At 53.6% G+C, this 24849-nt stretch carries 25 protein-coding genes; 11 read left to right on the top strand and 14 right to left on the bottom strand.

Annotation, left to right across the window (positions count from 1 at the left end; translation table 11 throughout):
• Positions 1-413 precede the first annotated feature (413 nt).
• Positions 414-1820, bottom strand: a complete 1407-nt coding sequence (locus PSAB_RS19950) for an amidase (protein ID WP_025336351.1) — start codon at positions 1818-1820, stop codon at positions 414-416.
• 407 nt (positions 1821-2227) lie between these two features.
• On the opposite strand from PSAB_RS19950, the gene PSAB_RS19955 reads away from it, so the two are divergent.
• Together PSAB_RS19955 and PSAB_RS19960 are read left to right on the top strand one after the other, a co-directional pair.
• Positions 2228-2794, top strand: coding sequence for a TetR/AcrR family transcriptional regulator (locus PSAB_RS19955; protein ID WP_025336352.1), 567 nt, complete (start codon positions 2228-2230; stop codon positions 2792-2794).
• Positions 2795-2982: 188 nt separating this feature from the next.
• Complete coding sequence (locus tag PSAB_RS19960; RefSeq protein WP_338045053.1) at positions 2983-3762, top strand: DUF559 domain-containing protein; 780 nt, start codon at positions 2983-2985, stop codon at positions 3760-3762.
• Positions 3763-4488: 726 nt separating this feature from the next.
• Here PSAB_RS19960 and yunB read toward each other — a convergent pair.
• Complete coding sequence (gene yunB, locus PSAB_RS19970; RefSeq protein ID WP_025336355.1) at positions 4489-5637, bottom strand: sporulation protein YunB; 1149 nt, start codon at positions 5635-5637, stop codon at positions 4489-4491.
• A gap of 149 nt (positions 5638-5786) precedes the next feature.
• The gene (locus tag PSAB_RS19975; RefSeq protein ID WP_025336356.1) at positions 5787-6398 is read right to left on the bottom strand and encodes a TVP38/TMEM64 family protein; all 612 of its coding nucleotides are present in this window, start codon (positions 6396-6398) and stop codon (positions 5787-5789) included.
• Positions 6399-6726: 328 nt separating this feature from the next.
• On the opposite strand from PSAB_RS19975, the gene PSAB_RS19980 reads away from it, so the two are divergent.
• Together PSAB_RS19980 and PSAB_RS19985 are read left to right on the top strand one after the other, a co-directional pair.
• Complete coding sequence (locus tag PSAB_RS19980; protein WP_084266575.1) at positions 6727-7236, top strand: RNA polymerase sigma factor; 510 nt, start codon at positions 6727-6729, stop codon at positions 7234-7236.
• 20 nt (positions 7237-7256) lie between these two features.
• The gene (locus tag PSAB_RS19985) at positions 7257-8744 is read left to right on the top strand and encodes a DUF4179 domain-containing protein (protein WP_025336358.1); all 1488 of its coding nucleotides are present in this window, start codon (positions 7257-7259) and stop codon (positions 8742-8744) included.
• Positions 8745-8867: 123 nt separating this feature from the next.
• Here the strand turns inward: PSAB_RS19985 and PSAB_RS19990 are convergent, their stop codons facing one another.
• From PSAB_RS19990 to PSAB_RS20000, 3 genes are read right to left on the bottom strand one after another with little or no spacing between them, the layout of a single operon-like run.
• Positions 8868-9755: a glycine betaine ABC transporter substrate-binding protein gene (locus tag PSAB_RS19990; RefSeq protein ID WP_025336359.1), complete on the bottom strand. Its 888-nt coding sequence runs from the start codon at positions 9753-9755 to the stop codon at positions 8868-8870.
• Positions 9756-9769: 14 nt separating this feature from the next.
• The gene (locus tag PSAB_RS19995; protein WP_025336360.1) at positions 9770-10603 is read right to left on the bottom strand and encodes an ABC transporter permease; all 834 of its coding nucleotides are present in this window, start codon (positions 10601-10603) and stop codon (positions 9770-9772) included.
• A gap of 1 nt (position 10604) precedes the next feature.
• Complete coding sequence (locus PSAB_RS20000; RefSeq protein WP_025336361.1) at positions 10605-11801, bottom strand: quaternary amine ABC transporter ATP-binding protein; 1197 nt, start codon at positions 11799-11801, stop codon at positions 10605-10607.
• 251 nt (positions 11802-12052) lie between these two features.
• Between PSAB_RS20000 and PSAB_RS20005 the strand changes: the two genes are divergently transcribed.
• On the top strand, positions 12053-12610 hold the full coding sequence (locus tag PSAB_RS20005) for a GbsR/MarR family transcriptional regulator (RefSeq protein WP_025336362.1): 558 nt from the start codon (positions 12053-12055) through the stop codon (positions 12608-12610).
• 73 nt (positions 12611-12683) lie between these two features.
• Here PSAB_RS20005 and PSAB_RS20010 read toward each other — a convergent pair whose 3' ends face one another.
• Entirely contained in the window at positions 12684-13136 is a 453-nt protein-coding gene (locus tag PSAB_RS20010) for a MarR family winged helix-turn-helix transcriptional regulator (protein WP_025336363.1), read from the bottom strand.
• A 173-nt stretch (positions 13137-13309) separates the two neighbouring features.
• Between PSAB_RS20010 and PSAB_RS20015 the strand changes: the two genes are divergently transcribed.
• Together PSAB_RS20015 and PSAB_RS24725 are read left to right on the top strand one after the other, a co-directional pair.
• On the top strand, positions 13310-13759 hold the full coding sequence (locus PSAB_RS20015; protein WP_025336364.1) for a GNAT family N-acetyltransferase: 450 nt from the start codon (positions 13310-13312) through the stop codon (positions 13757-13759).
• 85 nt (positions 13760-13844) lie between these two features.
• A complete protein-coding gene (locus PSAB_RS24725) occupies positions 13845-14420 on the top strand; it encodes a guanylate kinase (RefSeq protein WP_025336365.1) in 576 nt (191 codons plus the stop codon).
• On the opposite strand, the gene PSAB_RS20025 is transcribed toward PSAB_RS24725, so the two are convergent.
• Positions 14386-15243, bottom strand: coding sequence for a sulfite exporter TauE/SafE family protein (locus PSAB_RS20025; RefSeq protein ID WP_025336366.1), 858 nt, complete (start codon positions 15241-15243; stop codon positions 14386-14388). The genes PSAB_RS24725 and PSAB_RS20025 overlap by 35 nt on opposite strands.
• A gap of 138 nt (positions 15244-15381) precedes the next feature.
• On the opposite strand from PSAB_RS20025, the gene PSAB_RS20030 reads away from it, so the two are divergent.
• Entirely contained in the window at positions 15382-16320 is a 939-nt protein-coding gene (locus tag PSAB_RS20030; protein ID WP_025336367.1) for a helix-turn-helix transcriptional regulator, read from the top strand.
• Positions 16321-16390: 70 nt separating this feature from the next.
• Here PSAB_RS20030 and PSAB_RS20035 read toward each other — a convergent pair whose 3' ends face one another.
• A complete protein-coding gene (locus tag PSAB_RS20035; protein WP_025336368.1) occupies positions 16391-16861 on the bottom strand; it encodes a C40 family peptidase in 471 nt (156 codons plus the stop codon).
• 371 nt (positions 16862-17232) lie between these two features.
• On the opposite strand from PSAB_RS20035, the gene PSAB_RS20040 reads away from it, so the two are divergent.
• From PSAB_RS20040 to PSAB_RS20050, 3 genes are all read left to right on the top strand, one after another.
• Positions 17233-18327 carry a Fe(3+) ABC transporter substrate-binding protein gene (locus PSAB_RS20040; protein WP_025336369.1) on the top strand — a complete coding sequence of 365 codons (1095 nt, stop codon included), beginning with the start codon at positions 17233-17235 and terminating at the stop codon, positions 18325-18327.
• Between the two features lie 87 nt (positions 18328-18414).
• Positions 18415-19980: an ABC transporter permease gene (locus PSAB_RS20045; protein ID WP_338045054.1), complete on the top strand. Its 1566-nt coding sequence runs from the start codon at positions 18415-18417 to the stop codon at positions 19978-19980.
• Positions 19977-20657, top strand: a complete 681-nt coding sequence (locus tag PSAB_RS20050) for an ABC transporter ATP-binding protein (protein ID WP_025336371.1) — start codon at positions 19977-19979, stop codon at positions 20655-20657. The genes PSAB_RS20045 and PSAB_RS20050 overlap by 4 nt, the downstream gene beginning before the upstream one ends.
• Positions 20658-20763: 106 nt before the next feature.
• Here PSAB_RS20050 and PSAB_RS20055 read toward each other — a convergent pair whose 3' ends face one another.
• Genes PSAB_RS20055 through PSAB_RS20075 form a run of 5 tightly spaced genes read right to left on the bottom strand, consistent with a single transcriptional unit; the run spans position 20764 to position 24804 of the window.
• Positions 20764-21663 (bottom strand): sugar phosphate isomerase/epimerase family protein, encoded by a 900-nt coding sequence (locus tag PSAB_RS20055; protein WP_025336372.1) that lies wholly within the window; start codon positions 21661-21663, stop codon positions 20764-20766.
• A 31-nt stretch (positions 21664-21694) separates the two neighbouring features.
• Positions 21695-22777, bottom strand: a complete 1083-nt coding sequence (locus tag PSAB_RS20060; RefSeq protein WP_025336373.1) for a Gfo/Idh/MocA family protein — start codon at positions 22775-22777, stop codon at positions 21695-21697.
• Positions 22778-22828: 51 nt separating this feature from the next.
• Complete coding sequence (locus PSAB_RS20065) at positions 22829-23185, bottom strand: cupin domain-containing protein (protein ID WP_025336374.1); 357 nt, start codon at positions 23183-23185, stop codon at positions 22829-22831.
• Between the two features lie 47 nt (positions 23186-23232).
• Positions 23233-24066 carry a carbohydrate ABC transporter permease gene (locus PSAB_RS20070; protein ID WP_025336375.1) on the bottom strand — a complete coding sequence of 278 codons (834 nt, stop codon included), beginning with the start codon at positions 24064-24066 and terminating at the stop codon, positions 23233-23235.
• A 3-nt stretch (positions 24067-24069) separates the two neighbouring features.
• A complete protein-coding gene (locus PSAB_RS20075) occupies positions 24070-24804 on the bottom strand; it encodes a carbohydrate ABC transporter permease (protein WP_158442607.1) in 735 nt (244 codons plus the stop codon).
• Positions 24805-24849 lie beyond the last annotated feature (45 nt).

Raw genomic sequence — 24849 nt, forward strand, 5'->3', positions numbered from 1 at the left:
GTGTACCCGTGGCCATACTAATTTTCATCGCTGCAGGATTTGCCTTTCCCCTTCTATCCTCTAAATTGAACCTGCAAGAGGAAAGGGTGCTGTATTGAGAAAATAAAGTACAAGCCTGGTGTCATTGATTAACGTGGTTTTAAAATGAAGAATCATCGCCTTTGAAAGGTAAGTTTTTGACTGATCAGATACAAGAAGCAGCGGCAGAACAAGACTTGATAAATAAGTCTTAAACTGTCGCTGATCCTCCTTGCCAAGACTGCTTGTGTACCAAATTTGCATTTCGATCGGTAGTAGTGAGCCTCAAGTTATCCCCGTGGTACGCCTATACGGTTCTCGATACATCCCGAGACGTTCACCCAGGAGTGAGACATCCCCTGGGTACAGCTCTCCATAAATCTATCCCTTCCTGTCTAGATACTCGGATGAAGGTCTCGAACAGGGCTTACATTCTCCAGCAGCGAAGCGAGGTGAAGAATTGTTGACTCTGCATACCAGTTAGATACCAGCTGCACCCCGATCGGTAGTCCGTCCTTGCTGGTGCCGAATCTGATCGACAACCCCGGTAGTCCGGTTACGTTGAACGGCACGGTCGCGCTTTGAATGTGTGTGGCGGGTACAGTCTGGCCGTTGATGACAATTTCTGAGAGGCCATGTGCATGTGCGGGAATAGGCAGTACAGGGCAAAGCAGCGCGTCATAACGCTGGAAGTATTCGGCGAATCCGTCCTTAAGCCGCTCTGCGGCTTGCTCTGCGAGGATATAGTCGCCATAGTTCGTATCGGACGTCTCAAGCATCGCTTTAGCAATTTTGAAAATCTCGTTTTCGTGTCCGGCAGTTGCTTCCACGAAAGCGGGCTTAAGTTCCATTACGTGCAGCCGATTGAATACATCGAGGCTATCATCCAGCTCGAGCGCCGGAATGCGCACAGGTTCCACAATGCAGCCGGCAGTCTGAAGCGCCTTGGCCGCCTCCTGGACGGTAGCCGCAACCTCAGTGTCGATCAGTCCGAAGCCAGGCTCGACCAACCACCCCACTCGAAGCGGATGATCCGGCGAGGATCCCGCCCCAGCATCAAACGCGAGGGTGCTTGTGGAAAAGCCATCCGCACCATCCGGCCCGATGAGAAGCGAGTAAGCCAACGCGATATCGCGAACGCTGCGTGCCATCGGGCCGACATGCCAGAATCGACGCGGCACCCGCGGCCATAGTCCTGTCATCGGGATGCGCCCATGTGTGGCTTTGAGGGCAATGATGCCGGTATGTGCAGCTGGACCGCGTAGGGAGATGGCAAGATCGCTGCCTAGACCGAGCGGCGACATACCCGCCGCGATCGCTGCAGATTCACCGCCACTCGACCCGCCGGGGGTACGCTCAAGATTCCAAGGGTTGTTTGCCCTTCCGGTCAGCAGGTTGTCGCTTTCAGTAGAGTACGAGAATTCCGGAAGGTTAGTTTTTGCAAGCAGGATCGCACCAGCATTCTTTAAGCGCGCGACGCTGGTAGCATCAGTCTTAGGAATGCGGCCTTTAAAGATCGGCGAGCCGCGTTGTGTCAATACCTCTGCAGTATCAATGGAATCCTTAGCGGTGAAGGGCACTCCATGCAGAGGACCAAGTACGCCACCGCGAAGGAGTGTTGCTTCCGCTTTCCTCGCAGCTTCAAGTGCATCGTTCGCAACCGTTACAATCGCATTAATCTTAGGATTAACGGCTTCGATACGATCGAGGTGTGTCTGAACAACCTCGACCGGAGAGATCTCACGGGTGCGGATCAGCTCAGCCAACTTGGTTGCGTCAGAATAAATGATGTCGAGAGTCATTATTTATCCTTCTTTCTACGTTTTGTTTTATGCTGTCGTCTGTTTACATATTTGGCTTCATAGTAGGAAACTTTATGACGCTGTACTTCTTCTGACACTACTCCCCTACATTTAGTACGCAATCAATTACCTACTTTTCTCTAATCTTTTTCACAACATAAAAGCTTATTTATGACTTTTAATGTAGTGTAGCTAGCATTGTAATATCTTGAACCCCCTCTCTACCTGTCACTTGGTAGGTAATTGTTTTAAAAAAAATACCTACCACACGATAGGTTTTCTTAAATGAAGGCAGATTCGCTCAGAAAGATGGATTTATCTACCTATCACTTGATAGGTAATACTTTAGTTGATATAATGTGATTAGTCAACAATAATTTTCGGTAACAAGAAAGTGAGGCAGTAAAGTGAGCTCAAACCCCTCTCGGGAAAAAATCCTGGCAGCTGCCAAAAAGGTAGCACAGGCGCATGGTTACAGCGGGTTGAACTTTCGTGATCTCGCAGAAGATGTGGGTATCAAGGCTGCGAGCATCTATTATTACTTCCCAAACAAGGCCGATCTCGGTGCAGCGGTAGCTAGACGTTATTGGGAGGACTCAGCGGCTGTTCTGGAGGCGCTTTTGGCCAAATTTTCGGATCCAATTCACAGTCTGCGCCATTATCCCGATACGTTCCGAGAGGCGCTTGAAAATAACAATCGCCTTTGCCTCTGCAGCTTCATGGCTGCGGAATATGAAGACCTACCAGAACCGGTGAAAAAAGAAGTTCAGACCTTTGCCGATGTCAATGTGGCTTGGCTGAGTAAGGTTCTATCCGCTGCGAACGTAGTAAGTTCCGAGGAGACCGAACGGCGGGCTCAGGCTATCTTCGCTGCTGTCGCTGGCGCTCAACTCATTGCGAGGAGCCGCTCGGATATTTCGCTCTATGATGCGTTAATCGAGAGTTACCGCGTGGCTGGTCTTTTACCTGCGTAGGAAGTACAACGAGTATGATATAGTAGTAACCCTTGCATAATAAGAAATGCCTGAGGGAGTTGTTCTTGGGCATTTTTATTCGATTTGGGCTTAAGATAATCGGGTATAACACTGTGGATATCAATTCAAATTAGAGAGGGACTCGTTTTACCAGCGTTTTGTTTATTACGTGCATTTCAAGAAAGGAATTGGCGCAGGTTTCGCTGGGGAAAACACGCCCATGGGGCTATGACGAAGAACGTCCCGTTTCACTCACTCGAGTGAGCCGGGGCGTTTTTTATTTTGGGGAGGACAAAATCGACTTTAACGAAGCCTATCAGCAGTTTATTCAATATCATCTTGCACACCGGACAGGAGAACGCCAATCCAGGCTGAAAAGGGGGTATCTCCACGCTGAATCACTGTTTCTGGAAAAGGTCTGGTGGCCTTTGGCGGGCCATATGAATGATCTGCATCCGGAGTATGAAGTGCTGGATTGGCGGGGCAGGTCTTATTTTGCCGACTTTGCCTGGCTTCCGGGTTACGCCAAGCTGATTATAGAAATCAAAGGATTCGGCCCGCATGTGCGCGATATGGACCGGATGAAGTATTGCAATGAATTGAACCGGGAGACTTTTCTGCACGCTATGGGATACCGGGTGATTTCCTTTGCCTATGACGATATTGAACAGCGTCCGCAGTTATGCGTCACCTTGCTGCGAATGGTGCTGAGCCGCTACCAGCCATCGGCTGAGCCCGTCTCCAGAGCGTTGCTGGCCGAAAAAGAGGTGCTCCGGCTCGCCGTTCACGCCGCCAAACCTCTACGGCCGGTGGATGTCGCCCGGCATTTTGAAATCGACGACAAGACGGCCGTCCTTATGCTGAAAAAACTATGCTCCAAGGGCTGGCTGATTCCTGTCCGGCGCGGCAAAAGTGAACGGGCAGTCGGCTATGAACTGGCTAATGGCGTTCTCGACTATGACCTGTAACGGAAATTCTCCCAAAAATGTACATTAAGGCGGAAAAGCTCCGGCTTATTCCTCCCCCTGACCCGTAAAGTAGACAAAGTGGAGAAATAAACAGGAGCTTTTCCAGTATATTTGGAAATTCGGAGGATTTCCGACTTATAAACGGGAGAAATTCCCGTTCATTAGGAATTTTCGACCGAGCCGCTCGCCTGCCCGCCCCACGCTCCCGGGCTTTGCGTGCCGCTCCCGCCCGCGCCGGCCCGCTTACGGCTCCGCCGTCGACGGCGCGCCACCGCCGCTTCCGGCAGCGCCCCTCGCTCCCGCGCCGCTGCCACCGGCGGCCGTGCCACCCGCCTGGCCGCCCCGCGCGCCCGGGCTTTGCGCACCGCTCCCGCCCAGCGTCGCCCGCTTACGGCTCCGCCGTCGACGGCGCGCCACCGCCCTCTGCTCCCGCGCCGCTGCCGCCCGGCGCAGCCCGCTTACGGCTCCGCCGTGGACGGCGCGCCGCCTCCCGCGCCGCTGCCACCGGCGGCCGTGCCACCCGCCTGGCCGCCCCGCGCGCCCGGGCTTTGCGCGCCGCTCCCGCCCAGCGCAGCCCGCCACCGCCGCTCCCGCCCGGCGCAGCCCGCTTACGGCTCCGCCGTGGACGGCGCGCCGCCTCCCGCGCCACTGCCGGCGGCCGAGCCGCTCGCCTGCCCGCCCCACGCTCCCGGGCTNTGCGTGCCGCTCCCGCCCGCGCCGGCCCGCTTACGGCTCCGCCGTCGACGGCGCGCCACCACCGCTCGCTCCCGCGCCGCTGCCGCCGGCGGCCGAGCCGCCCGCCTGCCCGCCTCGCGCGCCCGGGCTTTGCGCGCCGCTCGCGCCCGGCGCGGCTGCGCCGCCGCTAGAGCCCGGCGTGCTGACCCCGCCGGAGGACGGGGCGGGCACGGCGATATTCGGCGCGCCGGCGCTTCCCGAACCGACCGGTCTGCCCTGGTTGTCGTAGTAATACATCGGGACGTCCCCGACAACCATCAGATAAGATACGGGAATCTCCGTATCGACCACCTGCGGTTCCATGTCAAACGGAACGACCACCGCCACCTCGGTTACGATATGGATATACACTTCAACCAGAATCATGTTGATTCCCGCATTTTGCTGGCGGGTACTCAGCTCGACCTTGACCGCGCCCTGCGGCTCGATCTTGATCGGGACATCCGGCCCGAAGGATGCGATCAGCGGACTGTCCAGCGCCTGACCGAGCGGGATATGCTCGGTCTGGTTGTGCAGGCCGTCCAAAGTCGACTGAATCACTTCGGCCGCCTGCGAAGTAATCCGCATATGCTCCGCGTAGTTGAGCATAAAGCCGGAGACCTTGCCCGCGCTGTCCGTCTTCCAGTCGATCAGCTTCTCCGCGTTGCTGCCGCTCGCCACCTGGGAGGCGATGGCTTTGTTGATCGCCTCGGTTGCGACCTGCTTCACCCGGATCTGCGCCAGATGGATGATCGGCGGCGTCAGGTGCCGTTCCACATAGCCAAGGCCGAATAGCACAGCGGCCAGCATCAGCAGAACGGCGGTCAGCCAGAACCGGCGTCGGCTTCCCGGTCTCCGCTGCCGCCCCCCGCTCGCTTGCCGCACGCCGCCGCTTGGCCGCTCGCTCCACTCCCCCGCCTTACGCGAAGCTCTGGCGGGCCTGGATTTGAAGCGCGCGCCGCCCGGTCGAAGCGCCATCCACTCCCTGTCTGCGAAGCCGCCGCCCCCTCCGCTCCGGTTCGCCCGCCGAAACATGCCGGAGCCGCTGGACTTGAACCCGCCTTTCCGCGCTGGCGGCGTCCAGCTGATCCGCGGCAGGCGCAGCCGTCCGAAAGTGGGCAGCTGAAGCCGCCGGGTTCCCCATTTTCTGATTCTGCCCATTGCGATGGTCCCTCCCGCCGCTCTTGGCGGTCAAGCCGCCTTCTATAGTATCGTATTCGCCGCCCGCCCAAAAAAGAAGAACGCTTACCCGGCACGGATGCCGGACAAGCGCTCTATTTTTGCTATGTATAGGTGTCTATGGGCTAAAATCAAACCATCCGCTCCCGCTTATCCTCCTGCAGATGGCCCCAATGCTTCCAGATGAAGACGGCAATCAGCACGGCAACGAACAGACCATACCCGGTCAGATAGAAGCTCCATTCCTCCCGCGGGACGATAAGGGAAGAACTGATGGTGCCGAAGAGCCAGATGTAAGACAGGTTGCCAAGCGACGTCCCCCAGATAAAAGCCGGGAAGGGCAGAGGCGACACCGCCGACATAATATTAATGATATTATTCGGGATGATTGGGATGGTGCGGAGCAGCACCAGCGTCCAGATGCCGTAACGGTTCAAATAACGCTGCCATCTATCGTAACGTTTCAGCTTCCTGCCAAATTTCCGGTCAAACCAGTGAAACAAATACCTCCGGGACAGATAAAATACGAACACCCCTCCCAGGTTACAGACCAGCCAGCTGACCAGCATCCCGCCGATCACATCGAATACCGAGACATGCAGCACGATCAATATAACGAACGGGAAAAATCCGAACAAGCTCTGAAGAAGCGCGAGCGGGATCGTTACCAGGAGAATTGCGGGCCCACTAAGGCTCAGCGTCTGCAGCAGCCAATCAACCCAGGCGTTTATCATATCCGTCATGCGTCGGCCTCCTCTCTCTTGCTGTTTGCCCTGCATCCCTGCTTCTGAAGCATATTCAGATATTTCAAAGAAAACACCCCGAACGGGGTGTTTTGTATACGAAAATTTCACTATAATCTATCATTTAAGAACAAGAGAGTATAAAGTGTCACAAATTTTCAGCCGAGTTCTTTTCATCATAGCATACTTAATAATCTACTGTAAAATAATAGCGTCGCACATAAGAAAATCAATCGTTTTCCCGGTCTGCCGCGTCTTACTGTTAAGAACATGAGTTTAGATAACTTCTCCAAATACCAACACCAATAAGAGAGAGGGGGAGTGGTGAATGGTGGGAAATACAATGGACGAGGTCCGGTTGGCGGATGTTGCGCTGATGGATGAAGAAGCTTTTTTTGAGCGCCTGTACGTCGAACGCCGAAAAATGTACGCCATCGCCTTCAGCTACCTGGGAACGGAAACGGACGCGCTGGAGGTGGTGCAGGAAGCGTCATGCCGGGCATGGATGAAGCGCAAAAAGCTTAAAGACGAGCAGGCTTTCACGCCTTGGCTGATCCGGATCACCATCAACTGCTGCATGGATGAGCTCCGGCGCAAAAAGCGCATGTTTCCAGCAGAGAGGCTGGCGGAGGAAGCAGCGCAGGAAATGAAAAGCAACGAACGGATCGACCTGGAGTGGGCGATGAACCGGATGAAGCCGAAATACCGGCATGTCGTGATCCTGAAATACTACCAGGACATGACAACCGCCCAAATTGCAATGGTGCTGAACAAACCCGAAGGCACGATCAAAACCTGGCTGCGCGAGGGGCTGAAGCAGCTTCGGAAGTATCTGTAGACATACGGGAGGCGAATGAAATGGTAGAAAAAGAAGAACGCATTCTGCGCCAGAATGCCCAAGATGTGAACCGGCACGCCGAAACGTTCCAGGAAATGAAAATCTACAACGCCATGCGAAAAGGAATTACAGAGGGGAAAAAGCGCGAGAAGCGGCGCATCTATTCCACCGGTATGGGTGTGACTGCTGCCGCAGCGGTTGCCGTCCTGCTTACGTTCTCCTTCTTAAATGGAGCGCCGGTAACAGAAGTTTCTGAACATTCCGTGCAAACGGCTAGCACTAAAAATTGGGATGATTTCAAAGAGTACCGCTTGAGCTCCAGGTTATTAGATCCCGCACTTGCAAGCGCACTGGAACAGAATCTCGTAAAGCCGGTCCGCCAGAGCGCGGAAAGCAAAGGCTACCGTGTCGATGTAGCCGGTGCTGTTACGGATGGCCGAAAGGTGTTTGTCCTGTACAGTGTCCAGAATAATACGGACAAAGAAATCGATCACGCGGATTTCTCGCTTCAATTTGGAGCCTTTAAGGACCCGTATCCTGGTAAAGGCACAGTATTAATGATGCTGGGTCCCGAGAGCCGAATCCCGCCGGGCCAATCCGTAGATTTTATATACTCCACCAACCTTCCCCCATCGGTTCATTCGAAGGAGGCGAACTACCATGTTGCTCTTACCGAGACCTCAGAGGAGGCGCTCGCTTCCAGCGGTTCCCGCAAAAGCAAGTACCGGACTGATCTGGATATTGCGTTCGAGCTTGATCCCGACATGTTAAAAAACCAGCAGCATACGTTAACTGCTGACCGCACTTTGACCGTGGACGGACAGAAAATCAATGTACGTCAAGTGCTGTACACCCCGCTGAGCACCTATGTGGATTTGGAGTATGACAAGAACAACGAGAAACGAATTTTCCAATTGATTAATCCTGTTCTGATCAGTAAAAAAGGGGACACTGCCGAAAAAATATATTACCCCGGCATCATCACATCTGACAATTCCGTAGCCTACTCGGACGATTCCAAGGCCACGCTCGTATTCAGGAACAGCAGGTACAGCCAGCCAGACTCCGTTACATTAAAAACATTCGGCATTTCGGCTGTCGATAAGGATCAGATGAAAATTGTCGTCGATCTAGACAAAAAACAGATTATTGAAGCGCCGGGGAGCGGTCTTGAACTTGTCGAGCCCACGCCAGAGGACCATGCGGAAGCGGGAGAAATCCTGTTACGGCATAAAATTTACAATGGCCAATTCTTTAAGAACACTTTTACCATACTGGCCGACAGCTTCACCGATGCGGAGGGTACAGTGCACAAAAGAGTGAATAGCACCGTATTAGGTAACTTCGGAAGCCATATGTTATCAAAGGATGGTACTGCGGTGGACGAGTTCCAATTTAACTTTGGAGAGAAAGCCAAGGACTATCCGCAGCCTCTGACCATACCAATTGAGCGGTATCAGAATCCGATTATGGACACGCAGGCCGTAGAGCTGTACTCGAAGAATTAGGGGCTAAATCATAATCCGCACAAAAAAAGAGGGGATATCCCGGCAGCCGGTTCATGGCTACTGGGACATCCCCTTCTATTTAACAGCCTTCCCTCTTGTCGTCCGGAATCCCGTCAGACAAGCTTACTCGATACCCTTCGTCCATTCATTTACTTTGTCCGGGTTCGCTTCAACCCAAGCCTTAGCCGCTTCCTCCGGGCTCTGGCCGCCCTGAATGCCAACCATCACCTTCGCCATATCCTCCGGCGTCCATTGGAACTGGTCCATTACCTTGTAGACATCGGGCTGATCGTCTTTCAGGCCTTTGCGGGCCATCGTATGAATCTGCTCGTCACCGCCATAGACGCCTTTGGGATCATCCAGATATTTCAGATCCATGTTGGCGAACATCCAGTGCGGCGTCCAGCCCGTCACGACAATCGGCTGATTGGCGTCATAGGCTTTCTGCAGCTCCTGCGCCATCGCTGCCGACGAGCTCTCCACCAGCGTGTAGTCCTTCAGATTGTAATCGGCGAGCGCTTTTTCCGTGGCCGACATAATACCAGCGCCCGGCTCGATGCCGATAATTTTGTGATCCAGAGAATCTGCGACCGCTTTGTCAGTCAGATCTTCAATCGAATCCACTTTCATATAGGCCGGAACCGTCAATCCGATCTTCGTTCCGTTCAAGTTGGCGCCGAGGTCTTCCATATCGTTGCCGTATTTCTCCATGTAGGAAGCATGCGTGCTCGGCAGCCAGGCGGCCACCATCGCGTCCGCGCTTCCGTCGGCGATGCCCGCGAACATCGGACCGGCGTCGACCTGCAACATTTCAACCGTCTTGTTCAGCTTCGATTCCAGCACTTCCTTGACCACATAGGTGCTGGCGATTTCCGAATCCCAGGCTACGTAGGCCAGCTTTACCGTCTTGGAGCCGCCGCCCGAAGACGAACAGCCTGTCAGCATAACAGCTGCGGCCATGACGGTTAATAGGGCGATGGACAATAAGCTCCGTTTGTTTCTTTTCTTCATTAATATAATTCCTCCTACTTATGCTTGATTTTCAGCGCATTTTGCGTCAGACGGTCCAGCAGAATCGCCAGAACAACGATGGCGATCCCCGCCTCGAACCCGGCGCCGGTCTTGGCCTGCGATACGGCCCGGTACACATAGGCGCCGACTCCCTGCGCGCCGATCATAGATGAGATGACGACCATCGACAGAGACAGCATGATCGTCTGGTTAATGCCGGCCATAATGGTCGGCAGCGCAAGCGGAAGCTGCAGCTTGAACAGCTTCTGCCTTGGGGTCGAGCCGAACGCGTCGGCGGCTTCGACCAGCTCCGGCGAGACCTGGCGGATGCCGAGGCTCGTCAGGCGGATCGTCGGCGGAATCGCGAATATGATCGATGCGATGACGCCCGGAACGACGCCTAGCGAGAAAAAGGAAACCGCTGGAAGCAGATAGACAAACGCCGGCATCGTCTGCATAAAGTCGAGAATCGGCGTCGCCACATTCCGCGCGGCGGCGCTCTGCGCGCACAGAATGCCAATCGGCACGCCGATCAGCACCGCCAGCACGGAGGCCGTCAGCACAAGGGCCAGCGACTGCATCGAAGGCGCCCACAGCCCTAGGTTATCGATCAGCAAGAGTCCGATCAGCGCAAACAGCGCAAGACGCCACTTCCCGATCCAGTATGCCAGCGCCGTAATCAGCAGGATAACGGCAATCGCGGGCAGAAAGGTAAGACCGGCATTGATGCCTGCCACCATGCCTCCGATGACGGCATGGATGAAATCAAAGACGGGGCCGAAGTAGAGCGTAAGCCACTCCTCAATCTGCTCGATCAGACGGCCGAGCGGCAATTTTGGAATATTCATATCAGATATCCCCTCCTTCCGGCACCGCATTGCCCGCAAGCGCGGACAGTACGGCGCCTTTAATCACGATTCCTTTCAGCCGTTCCCGCTCGTCCACAACCGCCACCGGCAGCGGCGATTCCGCCATCAGCTCGAACAATTCGTTCAGCAGCGTATCCGGACTCGCGCTGGGAATCTCGGTTCTCAGCACATCAGAAATCGTTTTTTGCTCTTTCAGCGCCCACGCAGCGTCATCGGCGGTAATTACGCCCAGAAGCTTCATCTCTTTGTCCGCCACATACAGGCTGGACACGCCGCTGTCGCGCATCAGCTGCAGCGCGACGCGCGGACCGCGTTCGGGCCGGATCATCTCCGGCTGCTTCATGACATGCGCCGCGGTCAGCACCTTCGACAAGTCGACATCCTCCACGAACCGTTCCACGTATTTATTAGCCGGCTGGATGAGAATTTCTTCCGGTGTGCCGATCTGCACAATGACGCCGTCCTTCATCAAGGCGATCCGGTCCCCGATCCGCAGCGCTTCGTCCAGATCATGCGTGATGAAGATGATCGTCTTCTTCACCCGCGACTGCAGCTCCAGAAGCTCCTGCTGCATATCCTTGCGGATCAGCGGATCAAGCGCGCTGAACGCCTCGTCCATCAGCAGGATGTCCGGGTCGTTCGCCAGGCCGCGCGCAAGTCCGACGCGCTGCTGCATCCCGCCGCTGAGCTGATCGGGGCGATGGTTCTCCCAGCCGCCGAGGCCGACCAGCTCCAGCGCCTGCTGCGCCAGCTCTCTACGTTTCTTTTTGTCCACACCCTGCACCTCAAGTCCGTACTCCGCGTTGCCGAGCACTGTCCGGTGCGGGAACAGGCCGAACTTTTGAAAGACCATACCGATATTTTTGCGGCGGAACTGACGAAGCTCCTCCGCATTCATCTTCACAATATCCTGTCCCCGGAACAGAATCTGTCCCGCCGTCGGATCGATCAGACGGTTAAGCAGCCGGACAAGTGTCGATTTGCCGCTCCCCGACAAGCCCATAATGACGAAAATTTCGCCTTCTTTAATATGAAAATCGGCCTGATTCACTCCGACCGTCAGCTTGGCCTCGCGGGCAATCTTCTCTTTGGACCAGCCTTGCTGCAGCAGGGTGAGCCCTTTGCGGGCGTCCTGTCCGAAAATTTTGGTCAGCTGTTTGACCTCCAAAATAGGCATATCGTCCTCCTTCTCCGGAATTTTCCGGGTCGATTCACTCGTTACAGTCTACCGGAAGACCGGAAGGAGAGGCAAACACTGTATTCCGTAATATTTTATCGTACAGTTTTTACTTTACGTACTTTACATAAAGAATACTCCGTTTTACTCCAAATTACGTTTCAAACCGTATCTTTACTTCGAATGGGGGAAGTGATTACAATAAGCTAGGAGAAGTTCTGTATATATAAGCTTCCTTCAGGAGGGACAGCATGAAAGATTTAGAAGGACTCGCGCCCGAGCAAATTGAAAGAATCAGCAAGGTCCGGGAGCGCGTCATTGATTCGATCGGTAAAAATATGGACTTATACGGCGTCACCCTGTCCATCGGCCATTTGTACGGATATATGTATTTCAATCAGGGGCCGGTTACACTGGACGAGCTGAGCAAAGCGATGGGCATGAGCAAGACGTCCATGAGCACGGGGGTCCGGACGCTGCTTGATCTGAAAATGATCGATAAAGTATGGGGCAAAGGAACGCGCAAGGATCTATTCGAGGTATCCTCCGACTGGTACCAGAATTTCAGCGACTATTTCTCGATTAAATGGAGAAAAGCCGTGGAAAGCAACATGAACGTCCTGTCGAAGGCGTTAAACGAGCTTCGGGCGATGAAAGAGGAATATGGCGGGCAGGAGGAGCTGAACTCCCTGCTGCATAAAGACGAGCGCAAAATCGAAGATGCCATTAAATATTACCGCTGGCTGCTGAAGCTGATCGAGGCGATGGAGACCGGCAAAATCTACGATTTGATTCCGAAGGAAGAATAGAATCCTTGTTGGACGAAGGCGATGGAGCTTGGCCGGGAGGCTGCCATCGTCTTTATTTTTGCGCGGTGGCAGCCTAATAACTTCGCTTGTTGCCTTTTTTCACATATTCCCAGTCCTGTTCGACGTTCCGCCTCACCCTGTTCAAGAGCTTGTGCAGCGTCTCGATTTCCTCACCGGACAAGCCAGCCAGGGCCGATTGGTCGGAATAGTCGGATTCTCTTTTTAAAAAAGGATACGCTTCCTCCCCTTTAGCGGTCGGATACAGCTTCTTGATCTTCCGGTTGTCCGGGTCGCTGCGCTTCTCGATAAACCCTTGAAGCTCCAGCTTGGCAATGGCGCGCGCTGCGGTCGTCCGGTCCACCTTGATCATCTCGGCCAGCTTCTCCTGAATGATCCCGGGATGCTCGCAGATACGAACCAGGTATAAATACTGCCCCTTCGTCAGCTCCAGTTCTTTAAATTCGATATTGCTGATGGAGTCGAAGGCTCTGGCAATCATTCCGATCTCACGTAAAATCTCTCTCATGTCAACGCTCCTGTTTCGATAATTATTGTAAATACAACAAAATAAATTTATACTTATAGACATTAAGACACCTTGGTTCCATTATGACCCGATCCGAGACGGAAAGCCAGAAGCGGATGCGGCTCTTGGGGAACTTCGGCAAGAAATCCAAGACTTCTATGAGGTGAGTGCTGATGAACTGGCATCTGAAAGCTTTTGACGAGCTGTCCAATCTGGAGCTCTATCATATACTGAAGGCAAGAACCAACATTTTCGTCGTTGAACAGAACTGCCCTTATTCCGAGGTGGACGGCAAGGACCCGGCGTGTCATCATCTGTATTTAGAGGATAACGGCGAGATCGTCGCCTACCTCCGGATTCTGCCCCCCGGCGTGGTTTACTCAGAAGCCTCGGTAGGCCGGTTCATTGTCGATCCGAAGCTCCGGGGAACGGGACTTGGCCGAGAGCTGTTCGGCAGGGGGCTTGCATTTGTCCGGGAGCAGTTACGGGAAACCCGTGTGAAAATCCATGCTCAGGCTTATCTTCAGGACTTCTACGCTTCCTTTGGCTTCGAGCCGGTGTCAGAAGTCTATCTGGAGGACGGGATTCAGCATATCGAAATGCTATTGTCGCCGGAAGATTAAACCGCTCGCGTCTTTCGTCTTTGGCCGGGCAACTGGCCCGAATCCCGTTTTATGCATCCATTTCCCCAGGTAAGGAGTGTTGGCATTGGGACGCATTATTGTGCTGTACGGACCGTCCGCTTCCGGCAAAAGCGAGATTCAGCGGCAGCTTACGAGGCCCGGGTTCCCCCGGATCATCACGGCGACGACCCGTCCACCGCGTACGAATGAAATAAACGGCGTGCATTACGTGTTTTTGGACAAAGAGAGCTTCCGGGAGAAAATGTCGCGCGGCGAGCTGATCGAATGGACCGAGTATAACGGTGAATGGTACGGCACGCTCCGCTCCAGCATCGAGGAAGCGATAGCCGGCCCGGGCGATGCCAATATTATCCTGGATTTGGCCGGCGTGCTTGCGCTGAAAGAGCGCTACAAGAAGCATGTTGCCGCCATCTACATCGGCGCCGACCTCCCTTCTCTCGCCAGAAGGCTGGCCGAAAGAGGAGGAGACACTGCCGAAACGGCAAGCAGGCTGCAAAAGGCCCGGGAGCAGGAGCTCACCGAAGCCTATATGCAGCCTGCGGACGCCGTTATCTGGAACAGTGACGGCGCCGATTTCGGGGATACGCTGAAGCGGGTACGGGAAGCTATAGCTTCCGTTCACGGGCGGGGGACGCAATGACGGCCTTGCCTGCCCGCGCCGTTTTCAGCGCTTTGGTGAACATCTTGATCGCGGACAGGATCAGAATGAAGCCCAGCACCAGTTTCAGCAGGCTGGAGGACACGTAACTGATCAAGAGGCCACCGATGAACGAACCGATAATCGAGCCAATCCCCATGGGAACGACGAGTTCCTTCCATTCTTTTTTCTCCGCATAGGCCCCATTGGAACCATGCCTGATCATCCCGATCACCACGGTCGGCAGACTGATCAGTACGCTGGCAGTGCCCGCGATTTTGATATCCACCCCGAATACGAGCAGCAGCGTCGGAATAATCAGTTCCCCTCCGGCAACACCGAGCAGACTGCTCACGATCCCGATCCCCATTCCGAAAGCGATTCCAACGAGAACGGCAACCGGTAAAGACATTGGTATTCCGCTAGCAACCACCGGTGAAATGCCTTCCGCAATCAGCAGAATGCCGATGGAGACGAGCAGAATGAGGATGACCTTCTCGAGCGTCCGTTCGGACAACCGTTTGGAGTAGTTCGCTCCCGTGTAGGCGCCGACCATTCCGCCGACGATAAAAGAGACAATGACGGGCAGAATCGCCGTCAGCGCCGGAAGCGAAGCCTGGGGAAGACGCATGATCAGTGAGGAAATAAGCGTGACCAGGCTGACGGCCAAATTGAACGCCACCGCCTGACGCGTCGGATACTTGAACAGACCCACCAGTACAGGAAGACGGAATTCCGCTCCGCCGAGTCCGATCAATCCCCCAAGACAGCCAATGGGCGCTCCTGTGATTACGGCGAGCAACGATTTTTTGCCTTTTTCATTCATAAATCAGGGTCTCCCTCCCACAAAACCGTACAAAACACCACGAAACGCAACAAAACCGGATTTAAAAAAAGTGTATCCTAGCCTATAATAATTGACAAGAGCTAGTTATGAACGAATATTGACGAGGTGATCTTCCCCATGCGAGACAGCACACTTTCCTATTCACCCGAAGAAGTGTCCAAAATCCTTAACATATCCAAAGGCACCGTATACGACCTGATCAAACGGGGTGAGCTTCCGTCCTACCGGATCGGCAAAAAGCTGCGGGTCGCCCCTGCCGACCTCGAAGCCTACACCCGCCCGTCCTATGCTGCCGAGAAGCCTCAGCCTGCACCTCCGGCTGTATCCATGGAGAAGCTGATTATCGATAACCAGGGACTTATTATATGCGGCCAGGACATTGTTCTTGATGTACTTGCCACCCATATGGAAAAAAGAACCCCCACCGTCCGCTCCCTTCGTTCCTACGTCGGCAGTCTGGACGGGCTGCTGTCCCTTTACCGGGGCACCGCCAATCTCGCGGCCGCCCATTTATGGGACGCCGAGACCGATGAGTTCAACACGCCCTACGTCCGCCGGCTGCTGCCCGGACACCGGAGCGTCATTGTCAATCTGGTGTACCGTAATCAGGGATTCTATGTCGCTCCCGGCAACCCGAAGAATCTGCGCTCCTGGGAGAGCCTGCTGGAGCCGGGTATCGTCCTGGCCAACCGGGAAAAAGGCTCGGGAACCCGCATCATGCTGGATGAATGGCTGCGCACTGGCAGCATCGATCCCCATTCCATTCAGGGATACGGGCACGAAGAGCCGAGCCATATCGCTGTGGCCAGCGCCGTTGCGCGGGGCATTGCCGACGTGGGGATCGGTACGGAGAAAGCGGCGCAGCAGGTGTCCGGCGTCGATTTCATTCCGCTCAAGAAGGAGCGGTACGATCTGGTCTTTTACAAGGAGGATATGGACAAACCGCAATTCCAGGCGCTTCTGGCCACGCTGCGGTCACCCGAATTCAAGCATGAAGTAAGCGGGCTCGGCGGGTACGACATTTCAAGCTGCGGAGAGATTGTCGGAGAGGTGTGACCGGGAGTATCGGGGAATTTAAAAAGGACAAGCCAGGCGAAATGCCAACGGCTTGTCCTTTTTTATTCATTTAATCGCCAATCATCCTGGCGTAGCTCTTCTCATCAACCACCCGGCGGGCGGTAACATAACGGTCCTGGTAATACGAATCGGACAGCCTGCTTATTCTGACTCCCTTGCTGCTGGAGGAGTGGGCGAACTGGCCGTCACCTATGTAAATTCCCGCATGAGAAATCCCTCGGCCGAACGTATTGAAGAATACCAAATCACCGGTGCGCAAATCGTCTTTGGCCACTGAAGTTCCAACCCTGGCCTGGGACTGGGAGGTGCGCGGCAGATCATCGACATTAAATTTCTTTAGCACATAGAGGACAAATCCGGAGCAATCGAAGCCGGAGGTGGTATTGCCTCCATACTGGTAAGGCGTTCCGAGAACCTGGTTCACGACACTCTCAAGCTTGACTTCGCTTGCATATGTACTGGGAGCGGCGGAAGTAAATATAGCGGCGGCTGCGATTAGCGACAGAATGACTTTCTTCAGAACCTTGTTCTCCCTTCAATGCCTGCGGGGTTAGCTGAGAGCGGCAATTAGTTAATATTTTGTAACTATTGATACTTTATTATATGGAAAACAAGACTGTCAATCCTTGTGTAACCTCGTTTTTTATAAGAAAAACAAGCACGATTCTGCATACATTCATTTCGTTAATAAGAACAAATTTGTAACTATATCTTCCTATATCCCAGGATGTGGAATTCACCCGCGAAATTGTGACGAAAATATGCTTATTTAAAATAACTATCATAAATTCTGAAGATGTTTGAATTTAAACTTATTGACATAAAGAAAGCACTGAAGTTATCATGTTGCTAATTGAGAATAATAATCATTATCTAGGGGGATGTTTGGAAATGGGGAAGCGTAAATTCTTTGCTCCACTGCTGACGGGAGTGCTAGCTGCCGGTCTGTTGGCCGGATGTGGAGCGGACAAGGCGAGTGAAGCCGGTTCGGCGAATACAAAAGAGACGGCTAAGCCGAGCGCACAGGCTGCGGAGCAAGTGGTCAATATCTATACCGCCCGGAACTATGATGTGGACGCGCTGCTGTATAAGAAATTCACGGAAGAAACCGGCGTCAAAGTGAACGTGATTGAAGGCAAAGCGGAGGAACTGATTGAGCGCATGAAGCGTGAAGGCGAAAGCACACAGGCCGACCTGTTCCTCACGGTAGACGGCGGCGTGTTGAACAATGCCAAACAGGCCGGACTGCTCCAGCCTGTCACTTCGGCAACGATCGACCAGAATGTTCCGAAAGAGCTGCGTGACCCGGATAATCAATGGATTGGACTCTCCACACGCGCCCGCGTCATCGTCTACTCCAAGGATCGCGTAAAGCCGGAGCAGCTCTCCACCTATGAGGACCTGACCAGCCCGGCCTGGAAAGGCAAAGTGCTTGTCCGTCCGTCCTCCAGCTTGTACAACCAGTCCCTGCTGTCCTCCTTCATTGAACTGAACGGCGAAGCGAAAGCGGAAGAATGGTCCAAAGGATTGGTAGCCAATCTGGCCCGCACTCCGGAAGGCAACGACCGTGACCAGGCCAAGGCGATTGTCGCCGGTGTAGGCGATGTGGCGCTGATGAATACGTACTACGTGGGCCTGCTGATCAATTCGGATGATCCGGAAGAAGTGAAGGTCGGCAAAAGCATCGGCGTCTTCTTCCCGAACCAGGAAACGACTGGCACTCATGTGAATATCAGCGGCGCGGCTGTAACCAAGTACAGCAAGAACAAGGACAACGCCGTCAAGCTGATCGAATTCCTGATCGGCGCCGAAGCGCAGACGATGGTTACCAATGAAAACTTCGAATTCCCTGTCAATGCCAAGGCCGAGCTGCCCGAGCTGCTCAAATCCTGGGGAACGTTCAAAACGCAGCAAATCGATTTCAACAAATTGGGCGTTAATAATGCCAAAGCAATTGAGATCATAAACAAAACAGGCTGGAAATAATTTATGAATCTAAACACAGTTAAGGTACAGATACAAAGACGCCTTAGCGGTTGGCGAATCGTAAGCTTGGCGGGGGCGGCAGTTATTTTGCTGCCCATTCTTTTTGTACTGCTCTCGATCTTTAATCCGCCAAGTGGCAATTGGGTTCAAATCAGGCAGTACCTCGTAAAAGATTATATCGCCCAGACGGTTCAGCTGACGCTGACGGTTGCCGTGCTGACAGCATTGCTCGGGGTAACGCTGGCCTGGCTTACGGCGGTCTTTGATTTTCCGGGAAAAAGGTTCTTCAGATGGGCGCTGATTCTTCCTCTAGCCATTCCTCCATACATCGCCGCTTTTACATACAGCACGATGTTCAGCTACACCGGCGTTGTCCAGACGACACTGCGGAACCGGTTCGGAATTGTCCCCAATCAGGAGTTTGTTACCGTCTCCTCCATGCGAGGCGCGGTCCTTGTATTTACTTTGTTTCTGTTTCCTTATGTATACCTGATTACCAAATCGTTTCTGGAAAGACAGAGCGCCTCATATATTGAGAACGCCCGGTTGCTGGGAAGGAATGGCTTGTCTATATTCCTGCGGATCGCGCTTCCTTTATCCCGTCCGGCTATTGCGGGTAGTATCAGCCTCGTTATTTTTGAGGTGCTGAGCGATTACGGGGTAACGAGTTATTTTGGCATACAGACCGTCTCGACAGCGATCTTCCAGACCTGGTTCGGGATGTATGACGCCGATTCGGCGATGCGCCTTGCCGCCTGGCTCATGATGATTGTCATCGGCTTGTTCCTGGTCGAAATGCTGCTGCGCAAACGGCGCGCATACAGCTCGACGACGAGTAAGTCGAGGCCGCTTGTGCCGAGGCGCTTAACGGGAGCTCGCGGGTGGGCAGCCTCCCTGTTCTGTATGATCGTTTGGTGCGCGGCCTTTTTGTTCCCGCTTCTGCAATTAATCGTATGGGCGGGCTGGACGTTTGACAGCATGTGGAACGCAGGATTGTTCCGGCTGATTTACCAAACCTTGTTCGTGGCTGTTATCTCCACCTTGATCATCATGATTTTTTCGCTGATTGCCGCTACGGCCAACCGGACGCGTTCCACCGCATCATTCGTGCTCTCCAAGGCGATAACCGCCGGATATTCGATGCCCGGAGCCATTATCGCCATCGGTGTACTGGTCGTTTTTTTGAAGCTGGATAAAATCTGGGCTGCCTTTCATCATCAGCTCACGCTTGGGGGAATCCCCCTCGTGCTCAGCCTGACTCTCGCGATGCTGATCGCGGGGTATGTGATCCGGTTTATGGCTACCGGGTACAACGCCGTGGAAGTCGGGTTTGAGAAAATGGGCCGGAAATATACGGAAGCGTCCCGGATGCTGGGGCACGGAATGACTGCAACCTTTTTCAAGGTGGATCTGCCTTTGATTAAGGGCGCGGTGATGAGCGGATGCCTCCTGACCTTTGTGGAAATCTGCAAGGAGCTGCCGCTGGCTTTGATCCTTAGACCCTTCAATTTCGAGACCCTGGCTACAAAGGCTTACCGGTATGCCAGCGATGAACAGATTTTCGAGGCGGCCATTCCCTCTTTGCTTATCATTGGCATCAGCTTGATCTCGGTTTACGTTATGCATTATTTAGACAGGAGGTGGGAGCAATGAGTATCGTAGACATCCGGAATCTATCCTTCTCTTATGAGCGGGGCAAGTCTGCAGTGATCGACCGGTTCTCCTGTTCCATTGAAAAAGGGGATATCGTCGGGATCGTAGGAGCAAGCGGCAACGGAAAAAGTACGCTGCTGCGGCTGATCGCGGGTCTGGAAACTCCTTCGGGCGGGGAGATTCGGATCAACGGGGCTCCCGTTGTGAATGAGGGCTGCTACATCCAGCCGGAGCGGCGGGGTGTCGGCATGGTGTTTCAGGATTACGCCCTGTTCCCTCATATGACGGTCCGCAAAAATATCGAGTTCGCCCTGCACCGTCTCCCCCGCAAAGAACGGGCCAAACGGTTGGAAGAAATGCTTGAGCTTGTCCAGCTCGGCGAATTTAAGGATCGTTACCCGCATGAGCTGAGCGGCGGACAGCAGCAGAGAGTGGCGCTTGCCCGGGCGCTTGCCCAGAAGCCGGCGGTTCTGCTGATGGATGAGCCTTTCAGCAACCTCGATGCGGGACTGAAGGACGCAATCCGTTCGGAGCTGCGGACGATTCTGAAGAAAGCGCAGATGACCTGCCTGTTCGTCACCCATGACCATCAGGATGTCGAGGCGATCAGCGACCGGTCGATTCACCTGGGTCCGGGGTCTGCTCCGGGCGTACGGGTGTTGACCTGCAAAGCTTAGGGTTGCGGCCAATTCCTATCCGACCAATCCCTTTAATGCGAAATGCCCCTCAGCATTACAGCGGAGGGGCAACCTGCTATTATCGTTATCGGCTCCATTCATTCACTCAATCTGCGGCAATCGATTCGAAAAAAAGCTTGCTCCGGCGTATGACTTCCACTTCCCCCAGCTTGTCCTTTTCGTCCAGCGACATGTAGTGCGGGTCAATGGTCATTACGGCCTGCGGATCATGCTTGGCGATGGCCGACATGACCGGTTTGTGATCGTAATCGTCCTGCCCGGGAATGGCAAAATTCCCGAACTCGCCAAACGGATGTTCATCCGTTGCCGAATCTGCTTTACGGTATGCCCCTTTGATATGGGTCTGCCATACATATTCTTTGACATGCTCGTAGGCTTCTACCGTCGGGTACTCCCCGGCGCGCCAGCCGTTGAGGATATCCCAGTTAATTTTCAGCCTAGGATGGTCCGCGTAGCGAATTAACAGGCCAAGCTCCTTGGCGTTGCTCGACATGGTAGGAGGCTCGTTTTCCACCAGCAGCATTTTCCCCCGCCGCTCCGCATGCTGGGCATGCCGGCGCATAATGGACGCATTATAGCGGTACTCCGCTTCTTTTTGCTCATCCGTCCACTGGTCAAACCCTTCCGGGCGATGCAGAGAATAGACGCGGACATGCGGCGCATCAAAGATTTCCGCCAAATCAAACAGCCGGTCCAGCACCTCCGTCATCTGCCGATGATGTCCTTCATCATGACTGTCATACTTCGGAGGCCCGGAAAAGGCGCAGGAGTTAACCGCCCATGAACTGACACTGCTGACATGCAGGCCGTGCTGATCGATCTGTGTTTTGAGCTCTTTCGCTTTCTCCAGCGAGATGGTATCAATCGTGTCGCCATCCAGCTTCGCACGCAAATCAATGGAGGAAAAGCCGAGCTCCGCCGCTGCCTTTAGAGCATCCGAAAAGGTTTCAAACCCCAGCATATCGGTAAACACACTAAATTTCATCAAATGTTCCTCATCCCTTCAGGTAGTAGTCTTAGCCGATGGTGATCCATTTGCCGGAACGCTGCTTGAAAGCGTCGAAAATCTTGGTAAGATGAAGCGAATCTCTCAGCGTGGAGCGTTCTATTTTTTTGCCTTCCAATACGGCATTGGCAAAGTAACTGACGCTTTGGACCATCCCCTGCAGGAAGAGATTTTTGTTATACACTTGGCCGAGCGAAAACTCGGGTTCCCATAGTACAGGACCGTCTGCCGGATCATCGCCGATATACACAGGCGCCTTGCCGTATTCGCCGCTTCCTTTTGACCCCTTATAATAAATCAGGCGCATACCGTTATCTATCACCACATTTTGATTGCTGCCGATCACTTCGAAGCGCTCCAGCGGACTGGTTGGCGCTTGCGTCGAGGCCAGCTGAAGATTGCCGATTCCGCCGGATTTGAACTGCAGCAAGGCCTGTACGTTTCCGCTGGGCTGATGCTCAATAAAGCACATCTCTTTGACTTCTCCCATAAGGAAGTGAATGCCCGACATCGGATGGCAGATATCCTGGAACCAATGCAAGCCCGTTCGGGTAGCTATATCCTCTTGATAGGGACTGAGCGTGAGCGGATAGCGGCCGTTAATCGACACCGGTTGGCCGAACCCCTCCAGACCAATGATTTGCTTCGCCTTTTCAAACGTCGGGTAGAAGTAGCGCTTGTTGGCTACCAGTACGAATTGCCCGGACCGCTCCTCCACTTCCAGCATCCGTTCCACTTCATCAGCGGTATAAGCTGCAGGCTTTTCCATCCAGACCGGCAATCCGGCCTCTAACAGATCCGGAACAATCCGGGGATACATCGGACGACCCTCTTTATCGAAATTAAGCACGACGAAGACGGCATCCAATTTCTCCTGCTTGATCATTTCCTTGTAATCCGTGTATATGTTCTCCGCCCCGAAACGCTTGCGATAGATTTCTGCACGTTCCGCATTCAAGTCGCAGACGGCCACCAGATCAACCGGGGCATAGTCAAACGTAGGATACACGTTGCGAAACGCATGGGCGCCGCACCCGATAAAGCCGGCCTTGATTTTGCGGTCGTATTCATAGTTGAATTTAATTGGTCTCATTACGGTCAGTCCTCCTGTTGAATGATGGATCTCGGGATATAAGTGCAGCGATTATTCACCTATGGTCTGGCGGTCACCCGCCGAGTAAGCAATGATCATACGGCAAGGCTCCCAGCTCGTCACTGTCGCGTTATGGGGCACACCTTGCGGAATACGCAGCAGCATGCCCGGCTTCAGATGAAATATCTCGTCCCCGAGCGAATGGTCGCATTCACCCGAAAGCACGAAGATCACTTCCTCGCAGTTGGGATGGATATGTCTTGGATTGGATTCTCCCGCGTTGATATATACCATGCCGAAGGTCATTTCCGCCTCGGGGTCGATCTCTTGTCCGTACAGCCACTGGATGCCTCCCCAAGTCTGCGGAAAAGGATACTGTTCTTTGTTCAAATCGGTTATCGTTGCCATGCCCATTCTCTCCTTTTATCCATTTCATGTGCTTGTCCTTCGGTTGGTTATTTGTTCGACCCAGCCGACATGCCTTCCACAAACTGCCGCTGAAAAATCAGGTAAACCACAATACTCGGGATCATGCTGATCAAAGTGCCGCCGAAAATAAGTCCGTAATTCGAGCCGTTGTTCCCCTGGAACGAAAGCAGCCCAAGCGGAATCGTATACTTGTCCTCGGAAATCAGCAGGACCAACGGCAGCAAAAAGTCGTTCCATATATTCATAAAGGTGAATACCATTAATGCCACAATGCCGGGCTTGGCCATCGGCAGCATGATGTACAGGAAAGCTCTCCACTCTCCCGCTCCATCGACATAGGCGGATTCGCGCAGCTCTTTGGGCACATCCTTGAACGTGTTGCGCATCAGAAATACCGAGAAGGGAAGCGCCATTCCGACCGAGACAAGGGTGATGCCCGTCAGTGTATTGACAAGGCCCAAGGATTTCAATTGGAAGAAGACCGGAATGATAATGGCTTGAACCGGCAGCGACCATCCAAAAATGAACAAATATAATAGAAGCTTATTTCCCGGGAATGACATCTGCGCGAACGCATATCCTGCCGGACACGCAGTCAGGAATACAATGAGCATTCCAATGCCGGTGATAAACGCGCTGTTGATAAAATAGGTTTTGAAATTCCCCAGCTCCCACGCTTCTCTCAGGTTGTCAAAATTCCAGGTAGATGGAAGTGCAAACGGATGATTGGCAATTTCGAAAGTGGTCTTGAAGCTTCCCAGAACCACCCAAAGGATCGGCATGATGATAACCATAAGCGAAATCGTCAGGAACATCAGCAATAATACCTGTGATTTCCCTCCGGCACTCAGCTGTCTCATACGTTATTCCCGCCTTTCCCGCCATTGATTGAACAAAATGGTCAGCGTGATGACAATAACGGCCAACAGTACGCCACCTGCTGTTGCGTAGCTCACTTTGTTCATGCCAAAAGCTGATTTGTAGATGTACGTGGAGACCACTTCGCTTTTATAGAAAGGACCGCCTTGGGTCATGATCCAGATGAGGGCAAAACCTTTAAAGGCGTAGATGATAACCATGCTTATAACTACGTTCATGGTGTACCGCAAGCTTGGAATGGTGATGCTGATAAACTTGCGGACCGGTCCTGCTCCGTCGATCTCGGCCGCCTCGTACAAGGAAGGGTCAATGTTCTGCAGCCCTGCCAGGTACAAGATCAGGAAAGACCCGTAAAACGCCCAGGTTCCGACGATTACCAGAGCAGGCAGCACCGTCCATTGCTCTCCCAGCCAGTTATGCGCCAGAGCTCCGAGGCCCGCTTTCTGTAACGTGACGTTGATCGGACCCATCAGGGGATCGTAAATCTTGGCCCAGAGCACCCCCACCACCGCCAATGAAATGACGGAAGGAAGGTAGAACCCGGCACGAAAGAACAATCTCCCTTTTTTTACTTTGCTGATCAGGACCGCAAGCACGAGAGTGGGAATGACCACGAGGGTGAGGCTGATGACGACCCATACAAGGTTATGGAACAAAGATTGCATGAATACATCGTCTTTCAATAAGTTCATATAGTTGTCCAAGCCGATATAAGACATGGTCGGGGAAGCTCCGTCCCAATCGAATAAACTAAGCCGGACCGC

Origin of the sequence: Paenibacillus sabinae T27, from assembly GCF_000612505.1 — a bacterium.
In the GTDB taxonomy this organism is placed as follows: Bacteria; Bacillota; Bacilli; order Paenibacillales; family Paenibacillaceae; genus Paenibacillus_AQ; species Paenibacillus_AQ sabinae.